Here is a 15,331-nt window from a genome sequence, read left to right on the forward strand (position 1 = left end):
TGCTGCGCGGCCACGCTGAGCCGCCTAGCGCAGGTAACGATTCGATAACGCGCACCACGCCGTCGAGGACCCCTGCCAGGCCCTTTTAGACGCCCTGAACTGCTCAAACAACCAAACATGAGCGGTTACTCATGATTAACCGTATTGGCTACCGGTCAGTAGCTTTCGCCGCGCCGAAAAAACATGAGGAAAACCTCACGAATGTGTGTCACTCTGAATCCAGGCCGCAACGAGCCGCGCACTCACCACGTGCCGCCGGACACCCACGCTCGGCCCCCTTGACCTTCCCCAGCACACCCCGCACCGGAGCAGCACATGACCTTGAGCGATCACCCCTACGCCCGCGATGCCGCCACGGCCCACCGCCACCCTGGCCGCACGCTGGTCGATGATTTCCGGGCCGGCACCCGCTACGCGATCGCGTTCGGCGGGCAAGGCTCCGACTGGCTGCCCGCCCTCGCCGAGCTCGCCCATGACTCCGGCACCACCGCTGAGCTCGCGGAGCTCGCGCAGCAGGCGAACACGCTGATCGCGCCGCTCGCCGATGACCTGCTGGCCATCCGGCCCGCCTTCGCCCCGATCGCCTGGCTGCCCGCCGCGATGCCCTCGGCAGCACCTAGCCAGAACACTGGCGCGCACATGATCACCGGGCCGGAAGCCAGGGGAGCCGCGCTGTCGCTGCCCGGCATCCTGCTCGTGCAGCTCGCCACGCTGCGCCTCCTCGCCCTAGAGGGCCTCGACACCCGCGCCATCCCGCCCGTTGCCACCGCCGGTCACTCGCAGGGCGCTCTTGCCGCGGAGGCGGTGCGCCACCACGGCGAGCGCGACGCCGAGATCCTCGCCATCGCCCAGCTCATCGGCGCCGCAGCCACCCTCGTGGGCCGCCGCCGCGGACTGCGCGCCCACGGCGAGCATCCTGCGATGCTGTCGATCTCGCGCGTTGATCCCGCCACCATCGAGCGCATCGTCGCCGAGCTTGCCGAGGGCCTGCACCCGGCCCAGGCGCCCGTGGTCTCGCTGCGCAACGGTCGCCGCCGCTGCGTCCTCTCCGGCCCGCCCGCGCAGCTCGACCGTGTGCGCCGCCGCCTCGCCGCGATCACCGCCGAGCAGCGCGCCGAGCGTGATGCCCGCACGCGCGGTGGCGCCATCCTCGACCCGGTCCTCGAGCCCGTCCACGCCGAGGTCGCCTTCCACCATCCCGCCATGGCCGAAGCCGTTGACCTCGTGGCCGACTGGGCCGCTGACTGCGACCTCGACGCCGAGCTCGCCCGGACCCTTGCCACCATTGCGCTCGTCGATCCCGTCGACTGGGTGCGCGACATCGAGGCGCTCGGCGAGGCCGGGGCCACCTGGATCCTCGACATCACCCCCGGCGACGGCCTGGCCCGCATGACCAGCTCCATCACCCGCGGCCTCGGCGTCGAGGTCATCGCCGCGAGCACCCGCGGCGGCCACCGCAACCTCTTCACCCCTGGCGCGGCGCCTCGCCCCGCCCCGGCGTGGACGTCCTACGCGCCGAGCCCCATCCGCCTGCCCGATGGCCGCACCGCCGTGGAGACCCGGTTCACCCGCCTCACCGGCCGCTCGCCGATCATCCTCGCCGGCATGACCCCCACCACTGTGGACGCCGCCATCGTTGCCGCGGCCGCGAACGCCGGGCATTGGTCCGAGCTCGCCGGGGGAGGGCAGGTCACCGCAGAGATCCTCCAAGACCGCATCACCGAGCTCGCCGCGGCACTCGAGCCGGGCCGCGCTGCCCAGTTCAACGCCCTCTACCTCGACCCCTACCTGTGGAAGCTGCAAGTCGGCGCGCGCCGCCTCCTGCAGAAGCACCGCGAGGCCGGGGCGCCCATCGACGGCATCACCATCACCGCGGGCATCCCCGAGCTCGACGAGGCCCTCGGCCTGATCCGTGACCTCACCGCGTCCGGCATCACCCACATCGCGTTCAAGCCCGGCACCACCGCGCAGATCCGCGCCGTCATCCGCATCGCCGCCGAGGTCCCCGAGCAGCCGCTGATCGTGCAGATCGAGGGCGGCAAGGCCGGTGGGCACCACTCGTGGGAGGACCTCGACGACCTGCTGATCGACACCTACGCCGAGCTGCGGGCCCGCCCGAACATCGTGATCGCCGTCGGCGGTGGCATCGGCACCCCCGAGCGGGCCGCCGAATACCTCACGGGCACGTGGTCACACGTCCACGGCTTCCCCGTCATGCCGATCGACGCCGTCCTCATCGGCACCGCCGCGATGGCGGCGCGGGAGGCCACCACCTCGCCCGACGTCAAGCGGCTCCTGGTGAACACCGCCGGCACCGAGCAGTGGATCGGCGCTGGCCACTCCACCTATGGCATGGCCTCGGGACGCAGCCAGCTCGGCGCGGACATCCACGAGATCGACAACGCCGCATCACGCTGCGGACGCCTCCTCGACACCGTCGCCGGGGACGCTAGCGCCGTCACCGCGCGCCGCGACGAGATCATCACCGCCCTCGCCGCCACCGCTAAGCCCTACTTCGGCGATCTTGCCACCATGACCTACCAGCAGTGGCTCGAGCGGTACGTGGAGATGACGGTCGGCAACACCGCGACCCGCTGGGACCTCGGCACCGATCTTGGCGCGGCATGCGACGAGTCGTGGCGCTCGGTGTGGACCGACCCCACCTGGAAGGAGCGCTTCGCGGCAATGCTGCGTCGCGCCGAGGCCCGCCTGCACCCGCAGGACCGGGGCAGGTTCGCTTCCCGCCTCGCCGACCCCACCGCCCCCGCTGCACCCTCGACGACCATTCAGCCGTCGCGCCTCGAATGGCCGCACGCCACCATCGCAGCGCTCCTCCAGGCGTATCCCGCTGCCGCGAGCACCGTCCTGCACCCCGGCGACCTGCCGTTCTTCCTGCACCTGTGCCGGCAGCCCGGCAAGCCCGTGCCGTTCGTGCCGGTCATCGACGCGGACGTGCGCCGCTGGTGGCGGTCGGACTCCCTGTGGCAGGCCCACGACCCCCGCTACACCGCCGACCAGGTGTGCATCATCCCCGGCCCGGTCTCGGTCGCGGGCATCACCGCTGCTGATGAGCCGATCGCGGAGATCCTCGGACGCTTCGAGACCGCCACCTTCGCGGCCCTGCGCGCTCCCGCCACGGCAGCTATCTCCCGCCGCCGCGTGCCGCACCCCTCTCCGCTCGGTGTCCTCCTTGCTGCTCCCGATGTCGCGTGGGGGAGCCGTCGCGTCGCGAACCCGCTCCGCCGCCTCGCTCCCACCCACCAGTGGCGACTGCTCGATGACGGCATTGCCACCGAGCCCATCTCTGGCGCCACCGCCCGCCTCGTCGACGATCGCACCGTCGTCCTCGATGTGCCGATGGGGTTGACGGGTCGCGCCCCGGCCGGGCTGGCGCTGCGCTTCACCATTCCCGCGTCCTGCATCGACGGTGGCGTTCCCCTCGTCACCCGCCAGGACACCGTCTCCGGCATGCGTGGCCTGCTGCGCCTCGCCGTGGGCGGCCCCGAGCTGCCACCCGCGCCACGCGGCACCGCCAGCCTCGGCACCAGCCTGCTCCCTGACGCCTTCGCTGATCATGCCTCCGTCACTGCGCTCGACCTCGGCGCCCACCGCGTGCCCACCAGCGCCCCCGATGCGCTCGTTGGCTCCTGCTGGCCGGCCATCTTCGCCGTCCTCGGCACCGCCCGCACGCCAGGCGGCGACCCCCTCATCGAGGGACTGCTCGACCTCGTCCACCTCGACCACCACCTCGAGCTCGTCGCGGATCCACCGGCTGGGTCCTCTTCCATCCAGGTGACTGCCACGCTCCAGTCCGTCACCGACACCACCGTGGGACGCGTCATCGATATCGAGGCGCGCATCGACACCGTGCCCGCGCGCGGCGTTCACCGGGTACCGCTCGCTGTGCTGCGGGAACGCTTCGCCATCCGTCACCGCAACGGCGCCGCGCCGCTCGAGCCAGCTCCTCCTGTCACCGCGGGCGAGCCCACCGCCACGCCCCGCATCGTGCTGCGCCGCGCCACCCTCACCGCGCCCCGCGACATGAGCGCCTTCGCCCGCATCAGCGGCGACCACAACCCGATCCACACCAGCCCCGCGGCCGCCGCGCTCGCCGGGCTCGACGGCCCCATCGTGCACGGCATGTGGCTCTCCGCCGCGGTCCAGCACCTCCTCGGCGCCGAGGATCTCGCCAGCGAGCACCGCGAGACCCCGCGCATCACCCACTGGACCGCGCGCTTCCTCGCCCCCGTCGCCCCCGGCAGCGCCCTGGACGTCACCATCGAGCGCACCGGCACCAGCAACGGCGCCACTCTCGTCGAGGCGACCTGCCGCGTCGACGGAACCCCCGTCCTCGTCGCCACCGCCCGGCTGCGGCCGCCCCGCACCGCCTACGCCTTCCCTGGCCAGGGCATCCAGCACAAGGGCATGGGCATGGCCGCGATGGCCACCTCGCCCGCGGCCCGCGCCGTATGGGAGCGCGCCGACGCCCACACCCGCGAGGCCCTCGGCTTTTCCGTCCTCGCCGTGGTGCGCGACAACCCCACCCGGCTACGTGCCCGCGGCATCGAGCACCACCACCCCGACGGCGTCCTCTACCTCACCCAGTTCACCCAGGTCGCCATGGCCACCCTCGCCGTCGCGCAGGTAGCCACCCTCCGCGAGGCCGGGGTGCTCGTCGACGACGCCCTCTTCTGCGGCCACTCCGTCGGTGAATACACCGCGCTCGCCGCCATCGCCGAGGTGCTGCCGCTCGAAGTGGTCCTCGAAGTGGTGTTCCGGCGCGGCTCCGCGATGCACGCCCTCGTCCCGCGCGACGCCGACGGGCGCAGCGACTACCGCCTTGCCGCGATCCGTCCCGCCCAGGCCGGCATCGCCGATGATGACGTCGCCGCGTTCATCGCCCGCACCGCCACCGAGACCGGCGAGTTCCTGCAGGTCGTCAACTACAACCTGCGGGGCAGCCAGTACGCCATCGCCGGCACGGTCGCCGGGCTCGAGGCGCTCGAGTCACGCATCGACGAGCGTCGTGCCCAGCACGGCGGCAAGCGCGCGTTCATCCTCGTCCCCGGCATCGACGTGCCCTTCCACTCCGATGTGCTGCGCCCCGGCGTGCCCGAGTTCCGGCAGCGCCTCGAGGAGCTCGTGCCGCACGGCATCGACCTCGCCGTGCTCATCGGCCGCTACATCCCGAACCTGGTGCCACGCCTGTTCAGCCTCGACCGTGGCTTCATCGCCGAGATCGCGGACCTCGTCGACAGCGAGCCCCTCGCCCGCGTCCTCGAGAACTACGAGAACGCCCTCGCCGACCCCTCCGCGCTGTGCCGCACCGTCCTCATCGAGCTGCTCGCCTGGCAGTTCGCCAGCCCCGTCCGCTGGATCGAGACCCAGGACCTGCTGTTCAGCGACGAGTTGGGCCTCGAGCGGTTCATCGAGATCGGTGTCGGCACCGCGCCCACCCTCGCGAATCTCGCCACCGGCACACTGCGCGCCAGCGACCAGCATCCGGCGCCGCTGGTGTGGAACTGCGAGCGCGACGCTGCCCTCGTCCTCGCGCAGGACGCCCCCGAAGCACCGGCCGCCGAGGAGCCCGTCGAGGCTGCCAGCGCCGAGGCTCCCCAGCCCGCGGCACAGCCCACCGCCCAGCCCGCCGGCTCGGTTTCCGCTACCCAGGACGCTCCGGACCTGCCCTACACCGCCGGTGACGCTGCCGTCGCCCTGATCGCGCTGTGGACCAAGACCCGGCCCGACCAGATCACCCCCGCCGACACCATCGAGGCGCTCTGCGACGGCGTCTCCTCCCGCCGCAACCAGGTCCTGCTCGACCTCGGCGCGGAGCTCAACCTCGGTGCCATCGACGGCGCGGCCGAGGCCACCATCCCCGCCCTGCGCGGCACTGTCGAGAGGCTCGCCCGCGCCTACAAGCCCCTCGGGCCTGTTCTCGCCGACGCCGTCACCGACAACCTGCGCCGTGCCCTCGGCCCCTCCGGCAAGCGCCCCTCGCACATCGTCGAGCACGTCACCGGGACCTGGCAGCTCGGCCCCGGCTGGGTGCACCACGTCTCCGTCGAGCTCGCCCTCGCCACCCGCGAGGGAAGCAGCGCCCGCGGCGGCGACCTTGCCACCATTGATGCCACCACCGCTGACGCGATGGTGGACGCCGCGATCACCGCGGTAGCCAGCCGCGCCGGGCTCACCGTCGCGAAGCCTGCCTCCGCCAGCAGCTCCGCTGTCGATCCGGCCGCGGCGGCAGCGCTCACCGAGGCACTCACCGGACCCGACGGCGTGCTTGCCACCACCGCCCGGCACCTGCTCGCCCGGCTCGGCCACGACACCTCCACGGCCGAGGCCGCGGACGACGACAGCGCCGCCAACGACCGCGCGATCCTCGGCCTCATGGCCCGCGAGCTCGGCACCGACTGGCCCCGCGTCGTCGCGCCCGCCTTCGACCCGGCTCGCGCCGTGCAGCTCGACGATCGCTGGGCTAGCGCCCGCGAGGACCTCGCCCGCATGTGGCAGCACCAGGACGACCAGCAGTCCAGCGGCCGGTTCGATGGCGCGGGGGAGGCCGTGGCACGGCAAGCCCACTGGTGGGCCACCCAGGCCCGGCAGCAGCAACGCCCCGCCCTCGCCGAGGCGTACCTGCGCATCGCCCACCAGGCAACCATGAGTACCCCCGGAGCGTGGTCCGGCGAGATCGCCGTGGTCACCGGAGCCAGCGCGGGATCGATTGCCGCCGCCGTCACCGCGGAGCTCCTCGCTGGTGGCGCCACCGTCATCGCCACCACCTCCCGCCTCGATGACACCCGGCTGCGCTTCTACCGCGACCTCTACCAGCAGCACGCCCGCCCCGGCGCAACCCTGTGGATCGTGCCCGCCAACCTCGCTTCCTACAGCGACGTCGACGCGCTGATCGACTGGATCGGCACCGAGCAGCGCGCCACCGTCGGCGCGACCACCACCCTGGTCAAGCCAGCCCTGGTGCCCACCCTGCTGTTCCCGTTCGCCGCGCCCCCCGTCCACGGCTCCCTCGCCGACGCCGGGCCGCGCGCCGAGACCCAGGCCCGCGTGCTGCTGTGGTCGGTGGAGCGGCTCATCGCCGGGCTCGGCACCCTCGGCGCCACCACGGATATCGAAGGGCGCCTCCATGTGGTGCTGCCGGGCTCCCCGAACCGCGGCATCTTCGGCGGCGACGGTGCCTACGGCGAGGCCAAGGCCGCCCTCGATGCGATCGTCGCGAAATGGCGCTCCGAGCGGTCCTGGTCGCAGCGCATCACCCTCGTCCACGCGCTGATCGGCTGGGTGCGCGGCACCGGCCTCATGGCGCAGAACGATCCGCTCGTCGACGCCGTCGAGGACGCCGGGGTACGCACCTGGTCCGCTACCGGCATGGCCCGCGCGCTGCTCGACGCCTGCACCGACGAAGCGCGCGAGCAAGCCCGGTCCGCCGTGCTCGCCCGCGACCTCACTGGCGGTCTCGCCGACGCTGACCTCGACCTCGCGGCGCTCGCCCGCGCTGCGGCAGGCTCATCTGTCGAAGGGCCGACAGCGACCGAGGAAGCAGCTGCTCACCTCATCGCCGCGCTGCCGCCCGCACCCAGCGCCACCGCCATCCAGCGACCCACCTGGGGCACCGTCGGCCTCGACCCCGCCGACATGATCGTCATCGTCGGCACCGGCGAGCTCGGCCCCTACGGTTCCTCCCGCACCCGTCACCAGATGGAGGTCACCGGCGAGCTCTCCGCCGCCGGAGTCGTCGAGCTCGCCTGGAGCACCGGACTGATCACCTGGGAGAACGACCCCCAGCCCGGCTGGACCGACACCACCACCGGCGACCACGTCCCCGAGGAGGACATCGCCGACCGCTACCACGACACCATCCTCGCCCGCTGCGGCATCCGGGCCTACGAGGACGACGGCGCCCTCCAGGACGGCAGCATCCCGCTGCTCGTCTCCGTCTACCTCGACGAGGACCTGCCGTTCACCGTGGGCGCCCGCGCCCAGGCCGAGGCCTTCCGCGACGCCGACCCCGCCCACACCACCATCGATGAGCTGCCCAGCGGCGAATGGCGCGTCACCCGCAAGGCCGGAACCGAGATCCGCGTGCCCCGCCGAGCACGACTCACCCGCAGCGTCGGCGCGCAGATCCCCACCGGCTTCGACCCGACCCGCTGGGGGATCCCCGCTGACATGGTCGCCGCCCTCGACCGCGTCGCCGTATGGAACCTCATCACCACGGTCGATGCGTTCCTCGGCTCCGGGTTCACCCCAGCCGAGCTGCTCCGCTGGGTGCATCCCGCTGACGTCGCCAACACCCAGGGCGTCGGCATCGGCGGGATGCAATCCATGCGATCGCTCTACGTCGATGCGCTGCTCGGCGAGCCCCGGCCGAACGACATCCTCCAGGAAGCGCTGCCCAACGTCATCGCCGCGCACGTCGTCCAGTCCTACATCGGCAGCTACGGCGACATGCTGCACCCCGTCGCGGCCTGCGCCACCGCCGCCGTCTCCGTCTCCGAGGCCGCCGACAAGATCCGCCTCGGCCGCGCCAGCATCGTTGTTGCCGGCGGCTTCGACGACCTCGGTCCGGAAGGCATCACCGGCTTCGGCGACATGAACGCCACCGCCCGCACCAGCGACATGCTCGCCAAGGGCATCGAGCCGGGACGCTTCTCCCGCGCCAACGACCGCCGTCGCGGCGGATTCGTCGAGGCACACGGCGGCGGCACCCTCATCCTCGCCCGCGGGGACATCGCCGCCGAGCTCGGACTGCCTGTGCACGGGGTCATCGCCTGGGCCGGAACGTTCGCCGATGGCATCCACACCTCCATCCCCGCGCCCGGCATCGGAGCCACCAGCGCGGCTCGCGGCCGCACCCGATCCGAGCTGCACCGCGCCCTCGCCAAGCATGGCCTCGCGCCCGACGACATCGCGGTGATCTCCAAGCACGACACTTCCACCCACGCCAACGACCCCAACGAGTCCGAGCTGCACGAGACCATCGCCACCGCGCTCGGCCGCGACCCCGGCAACCCCATGTTCGTCATCTCGCAGAAGACGCTGACGGGCCATGCCAAGGGTGGTGCCGCCGCGTTCCAGATGATCGGGCTCTGCCAGGTCCTCCGCGACGGAGCGATACCGCCCAACCGCAGCCTCGATTGCGTCGACGATGTCCTCGCCGAGCATGGCCGGCTCGTCTGGCCACGACAGCCCCTTCGCCTCGGCACCACCATGCCGCTGCGTGCCGGGCTCATCACCAGCCTCGGCTTCGGGCACGTCTCCGCGCTCGTCGCCATCGCCCACCCCGAGGCCTTCCTCCAAGCCCTCGGAGCGGGCGCCAGCGACTACCTCGGCCGCGCCACGCAACGCCAGCTCGACGGGCAGCGCAGGCTCCTCGCCGCCCAGTGCGGGCAAGCCACCCTCTACACCCGCCCCGCTGACCGGCGCATCCCCGGCGACTCCCGCGCCCACGAGACCGCGATGCTGCTCGACCCCGCCGCCCGGATCGGCGGTGATTCGCGATGAGCACCACCGCAGTGCGCGGCATCGGTTTCGACCTCGTCCACGTGCCGAGCTTCGCCGAGCAGCTCGCCCGCCCCGGGACGACCATGCTGCGCAACTTCACCCCCGCAGAACGACGGCACGCCGCGACTGGTTCCTCCCCGTCACCAGTGGAAACTTTTCCCGCCTCGAGCGGGAGAAGTTTCCACCAGCAGGAGGCGGCGGGGAGCCCGCCCAGCCAAGCCCGGCATCTCGCCGCGCGGTGGGCTGCGAAGGAGGCGCTGATCAAGGCGTGGTCGGGGTCCCGGTTTGGTCGGCCCCGCCTGCTCGCCTCCGTGGACTACCTGGACATCGAGGTCATCACCGACCACGACGGCCGCCCGCGCATCGTTCTGCACGGCCCTATCGCCGAGCACCTGCGGGACGCTGCCATCCACGTCTCGCTCACTCACGACGGCGACACCGCCGGCGCGTTCGTCATCATCGAGGGCTAGCTAGGGCTGCTCGGACCGCTAGTGGAAACTTCTCCCGCTGTGACGAGGAAGAGTTTCCACTAGCGGTGCCACGGCAGGCTGCGTGGTCGACCTCACCCGGTTGTGTGCGGTTTTGCACCCTCGAAGGCCGGGCGGAGGGTGCATTTGGTAACACTTCCGAGGGGGTGGCCCGAGAGCAGCCAACGCCAGCCGGAACCCACCCGCCAACTAGCGCCGGGAGCGGTGGCGGATCTCGCGCTCGGTGGCCTTGAGGTAGGCGTTGAGCATGCGCTTGAGCTCGATGATCGCCTCGGGGTGGGACTGCCCGTCACGGACGGCGAAGTTGAGCATGGAGTAGACCATGTGCACGCAGACCTCGGCGACCTTCTGGATGTACTCGGGGCTGGCAGTGGGCACCAGCGGCGCGATCACCTTGGCGGCCTGCTGGGCGAGGGTGCGCTCGTAGATGACGGCGGTGGTGCGGGTGGCCGGGGTGGATTGCACGGCGTGCCACACGGCGCGACGGGAGGGGTCGTGCAGCCAGAGGTTGGCGAGGTGGTCGAGGAACCGGTCGAGGAGCTGCTGCCATTGCAGCGCGGGCACTTCCTCCCCGAACGCGGCGAGCTCGCGCTGGACGGCGACGAGGTCGTGGCGGTCGAGCTCGCAGACGATGACGTACTTGTTGGCGAAGAACTGGTAGAGGGTGCCGATGGGCACGGCGGCGCGCTGCGCCACCTCCTCGCAGGTGAAGGACTCGAACCCGACTTCGACGAGTAGGTCGCGGGCGGCAGCGAGAATAGCCTCGAACTTGCGGCGGCTGCGTTCCTGGGCGGGGCGGCGCCGGGGGAGCAGCTCCTCGGGCGCGCCGGTGGGCTCGGGGATCGTCGCGATCGCCCGAGCGCCGCCGGTGTGCTTGCTCGCTGCTGCCTCCACGCCCCGAAGGATATAGGGGTTGGCGATCTCGCGCGGCAGCGTCATGGGTGCAGGCCCTCGCAGGGGGTCAAACTCCGAGGTCGCGGCGGAGCTTGGCGACATGCCCAGTAGCACGCACGTTGTACTGCGCCGCGGCAATAGTGCCGTTCTCATCGACGAGGAAGGTGGAGCGGATGACACCCTGGACGGTCTTGCCGTACATCTTCTTCTCGCCGAAGGCGCCCCATGCGGTGAGCGTTTCCTTTGTGGGGTCGGAGAGCAGCGGGAAGGTGAGCTCCTCCTCGTCGCGGAACTTGGCGAGCTTGGCGGGCTTGTCGGGGGAGACGCCGATGACGTCGATGCCCTCGCCCTCGAGCTCGGCGAGGTTGTCGCGGAAGTCGCAGGCCTGCTTGGTACAGCCGGGGGTGCTGGCGGCGGGGTAGAAGTACACGATGACCTTGCGGCCCGCGTAGTTGCTGAGGGATACGACGTTGCCGTCGGCGTCGGGCAGTTCGAGGCGGGGGGCGGTGTCGCCCACGTTCAGCTGGGTGTTCTCGCTCATGTGTTGCAACACTAGGCGACATGCGAGGCTGGCGTCATGCGGGGCTGCCTGGCTGTTTTTCGGCGGTGCGTCCGCCATGATCGGCACACGTGTTCTAACGTAGGTGCCGACAGACTTTCCAGCTGATGGAGGACACGTGTCCAGAAACCCCGAAAGCATTGAGCGTGACATTGAACGTGCTCGGGAGCAGCTTGCGAGCACGCTTGACGAGTTGGCCGTGCGGGCTGATCCGCGCCGTGCCGTGGACTCGGTGAAGGCGCGCGTTGTGGCGAAGTCGGAGGAGCCAGAGGTGCGGATGGCGGTCGCCGGTGTGGGCGTGCTGTTCGTGCTGATCGTGCTGTGGCGGATCTTCCGCTGATACGTGTGTGCACCAAGCGGGCAGCCGGATGGTTGCCCGCTTGTCGTCTTTCCGGGGGTTGATGCGGTGGCCCGGCCGGGTGTGTCGCGCGGGCTGGAAGCAGCGCGGGGCTAGCGGGAGCGCCAGTGCTGGACGCCGAGGGCGATGAGGCGGAGCTGCTTCTCGCCGCGGTCGAGGATGTCCCGTTCCTCGGCGGGGTTGCGGCGGTCGGCGCGCAGCAGGTGGTCGATGAAGTCGAGGATGGTGGCGGTGATGAGGTCAGCGACCCATTCGATGTCGTCGAAGTCCCATTCGCGCATGGCGGGGGCCCGGCTGAGGTCGGCGGCGAGCTCGCGGCCGAAGATGCGGATCTCGGTGGCGATGGCTCGCCGGATCTCGGGCGCTCCGCCGTAGCGTTCCTGCGTGAGGAACCGGAACTCCCGCTCGTGGTCGCGTACCTGGCGGACCACGATGGTCAGTGATGCCTCGATGGCGAGCGCGTCGGTGTGGCGGCGGGCGTCGCGGAGGATCTGGCGCAGTGCCTTGGCGCTCATCTCGACGAGATTGACGCCGAGGTGCTCCATGGAGTCGAAGTGCCGGTAGAAGGCGGTGGGGACGATGCCGACGGCACGGGTGACCTCCCGCAAGGACACGCTCGAGAAGCTACGGTCATCGAGTAGTTCCAATGTCCCGTCGAGGAGTGCCTGGCGGGTCCGTTCCTTGCGTTCGGTTCTGCTTCCGGGCCCTGTCACGACGATAAGTCTAGGGCGCGCGGCGGCGGTGCACGCATGAGCACTGTCATGGGGATCACGCGGGTTGCTGTTGACAGTGGGGGAGAGGCACCCCCAGAATATTGGGTGTACAGACGTTCACTGAAAGTTCGGGCTTGGGTTCGTTGAAGGACCGGGCCTAAGGTTCAGCAACGATGAGGAGTTCCCAGTGACCACATCGATTACGCCGCGGGCCCTTCCCACCCGACCTAACCCGCCGCGCTTTGGCAAGAAGCCCACCCTTCCCAAGGGTCGCCCGTCGCTCGTCAAGCTCTTCGAGGCCCTGGCCACCCCCCATGCGGTGGACCGCTACCTCGAGCTCGTCAACCCCATGGTGACGGTGCGCGACCTGCGCGCCAAGATCACCAAGGTCGAGCGCCACACCAAGGACACCGTCACCCTCGAGCTGCGACCCACGCGCCAGTGGAAGGGCTTCGAGGCCGGTCAGTTCGTGCAGATCGGCGTCGTCGTCAACGGCGTCCGCCACACCCGCTGCTTCTCGCCGGCGAGCTCCGTGCATCGCCGCGACGGCCGCATCGAGCTGACCATCAAGGCGCATGCCGATGGCTTCGTCTCCCGCTACCTGCGCGAGAACGCCGAGCCCGGCATGATCGTCGACCTCGCCCAGGCCAACGGCGTGTTCAAGCTGCCCGCCAAGCGTCCCGAGAAGATCCTGCTGCTCAGCGGTGGCAGTGGCATCACGCCGGTGCTGTCGATGCTGCGCACCCTCGTCGACGAGGGGCACCAGGGCGACATCACCTTCCTGCACTACACCGACACCATCAACGACGTTCCCCATGCCGACGCGCTGCGGGAGATCGCGGCCCGGCACGACAACGTCACCCTGCTCATCGCGTCCACCCTCCCCGGTGGTGGTGGTGACCTGCAGGGGTTCTTCGGGACCGAGCATGTGGACATCGCTGCTCCCTGGTTCGCCGAGGCCGAGTCCTTCCTGTGCGGCCCGCCGCCGATGATGAACGCCATCCGCAAGTACTACGACGAGCGTGGCCTCGGCGAGAAGCTGCACACCGAGGAGTTCCAGGTGGCCGGCAGTGTCGCCGCCGACACCGAGGACGCCACCGGCACCATCGCCTTCTCCAGCAGCGATGTGCAGCGGGAGAACTCCGGCACCTCCCTCCTCGAGGAGGCCGAGTCCGCCGGGCTGAGCCCCGACTACGGCTGCCGGATGGGCATCTGCTTCACCTGCACCGCCGTCAAGAAGACCGGCTGCACCAAGAGCCTGCTCACCGGCGAGATCAACGACCTCCCGGACGAGCCGATCCAGCTGTGCGTCTCGCAGGCTGTCGGCGACGTCGACATCGACATCTAGGCAACGCGGGGCCGGGTCCGCCAGCCGGACCAGCGGCCCCCGGAACGACTAGCGAAATCCCAGGACAACACCCGTGACGGTGCACCCTTGCCCAAAACCGGCACTGTCACCAGCCCTCAGAACGAGAAACTTCCAGAGGAGATACATCATGGCTGTCATCAACCTCCCCGTCGCCCCACCCGCCCTGCCCGGCCGCGAGCTGCGCCGCAAGGCCACCTCGACACTCGCCAAGGCACCCATCGCCGGACGCGCGTTCCGCTCGCCCGCCGAGCCGGTCGCCGAGCAGCCGGTGCGCCTGACGCCCGAGCAGGTCGAGGAGTTCGGCCGCCAGCTCGAGGCACTGCGTGCCAGGATCGTCGCCGACCTCGGTGACAAGGACCGCGACTACATCTACAACCTCATCAAGGTCCAGCGTGGCCTCGAGGTCGCTGGCCGTGGCCTGATGTACTTCCTGCCCGCATGGCCGCTCGCCGTTGCCTCCCTCGGTGTCGCGAAGATCCTCGACAACATGGAGATCGGCCACAACGTCATGCACGGCCAGTACGACTGGATGAAGGAGCGCGGCCTCAACTCCCGCGTCTTCGAGTGGGACAACGTGTGCCCTGCCGACCAGTGGCGCCACTCGCACAACTACATGCACCACACCTTCACCAACATCCTCGACATGGACCGTGACATCGGCTACGGCATCCTGCGGATGGACAAGGACCAGAAGTGGCACCCCTACTTCCTGGGCAACCCGGTCTACGCCTTCCTGCTGATGACCTTCTTCGAGTGGGGCGTGATGCTCCACGACCTCCACGCGGAGGAGTTCGTCAAGGGCCAGCGCGACATGGGCGAGGTCAAGAAGCTCGCCAAGGGCTGGCTCGGCAAGGCAGGGCCGCAGGCGCTCAAGGACTATGTGATCTTCCCGGCGCTGACCGGGCCACTGTTCCCGACCACGCTCGTGGGCAACGCCGCGGCGAACCTGATCCGCAACGTCTGGGCCTACAGCATCATCTTCTGCGGCCACTTCCCCTCCGGCGTGCAGGTGTTCACCAAGGAGGAGACCGCGAACGAGACGAAGGCGGAGTGGTACCTGCGCCAGATGCTCGGCTCGGCCAACATCACCGGCGGCAAGCTGTTCCACATCATGTCGGGCAACCTGTCGCACCAGATCGAGCACCACCTCTTCCCGGACATCCCGGCGTTCCGCTACCCCGAGATGGCGCCCGAGGTGGAGCGCATCGCCACCCAGTTCGGCCTCCCCTACAACAAGGGCGGCTTCACCAAGCAGATCGGCTCCGTGTGGGGCAAGATCTTCAAGCTCGCCCTGCCGAACTCGCTGGTCAGCCACGAGGAGCCCGCTGGCGTGATCATCGAGCGCAAGGCCGAGGAGGCAAAGCAGCCCGCAGCGTGATCCGCGCGGACGCATGAGACAAGGCCCGGGCAGGGCAATCCCCGCCCGGG

At 70.4% G+C, this 15,331-nt stretch carries 8 protein-coding genes; 5 read left to right on the forward strand and 3 right to left on the reverse strand.

Annotated features, from left to right (window positions below):
- Positions 1–315 precede the first annotated feature (315 nt).
- Together QC765_RS09390 and QC765_RS09395 are read left to right on the forward strand one after the other, a co-directional pair.
- Entirely contained in the window at positions 316–9,522 is a 9,207-nt protein-coding gene (locus QC765_RS09390) for a type I polyketide synthase (RefSeq protein ID WP_278314175.1), read from the forward strand.
- Positions 9,519–9,992, forward strand: a complete 474-nt coding sequence (locus QC765_RS09395) for a holo-ACP synthase (protein WP_278314176.1) — start codon at positions 9,519–9,521, stop codon at positions 9,990–9,992. The genes QC765_RS09390 and QC765_RS09395 overlap by 4 nt, the downstream gene beginning before the upstream one ends.
- 207 nt (positions 9,993–10,199) lie before the next feature.
- Here QC765_RS09395 and QC765_RS09400 read toward each other — a convergent pair whose 3' ends face one another.
- A complete protein-coding gene (locus tag QC765_RS09400; RefSeq protein WP_278314177.1) occupies positions 10,200–10,949 on the reverse strand; it encodes a TetR/AcrR family transcriptional regulator in 750 nt (249 codons plus the stop codon).
- Between the two features lie 22 nt (positions 10,950–10,971).
- A complete protein-coding gene (bcp, locus tag QC765_RS09405; protein WP_278314178.1) occupies positions 10,972–11,445 on the reverse strand; it encodes a thioredoxin-dependent thiol peroxidase in 474 nt (157 codons plus the stop codon).
- A gap of 136 nt (positions 11,446–11,581) precedes the next feature.
- Here bcp and QC765_RS09410 point away from each other — a divergent pair, with 136 nt between their 5' ends.
- A complete protein-coding gene (locus QC765_RS09410; RefSeq protein WP_278314179.1) occupies positions 11,582–11,803 on the forward strand; it encodes a DUF3618 domain-containing protein in 222 nt (73 codons plus the stop codon).
- Between the two features lie 110 nt (positions 11,804–11,913).
- Here the strand turns inward: QC765_RS09410 and QC765_RS09415 are convergent, their stop codons facing one another.
- On the reverse strand, positions 11,914–12,534 hold the full coding sequence (locus QC765_RS09415) for a TetR family transcriptional regulator (RefSeq protein ID WP_278314180.1): 621 nt from the start codon (positions 12,532–12,534) through the stop codon (positions 11,914–11,916).
- 301 nt (positions 12,535–12,835) lie between these two features.
- On the opposite strand from QC765_RS09415, the gene QC765_RS09420 reads away from it, so the two are divergent.
- A complete protein-coding gene (locus tag QC765_RS09420) occupies positions 12,836–13,882 on the forward strand; it encodes a ferredoxin reductase (protein ID WP_278314254.1) in 1,047 nt (348 codons plus the stop codon).
- 148 nt (positions 13,883–14,030) lie between these two features.
- Entirely contained in the window at positions 14,031–15,281 is a 1,251-nt protein-coding gene (locus tag QC765_RS09425) for a fatty acid desaturase family protein (protein WP_278314181.1), read from the forward strand.
- Positions 15,282–15,331 lie beyond the last annotated feature (50 nt).

Source organism: Hoyosella levis (assembly GCF_026008515.1).
Classification (GTDB): Bacteria; Actinomycetota; Actinomycetes; order Mycobacteriales; family Mycobacteriaceae; genus Lolliginicoccus; species Lolliginicoccus levis.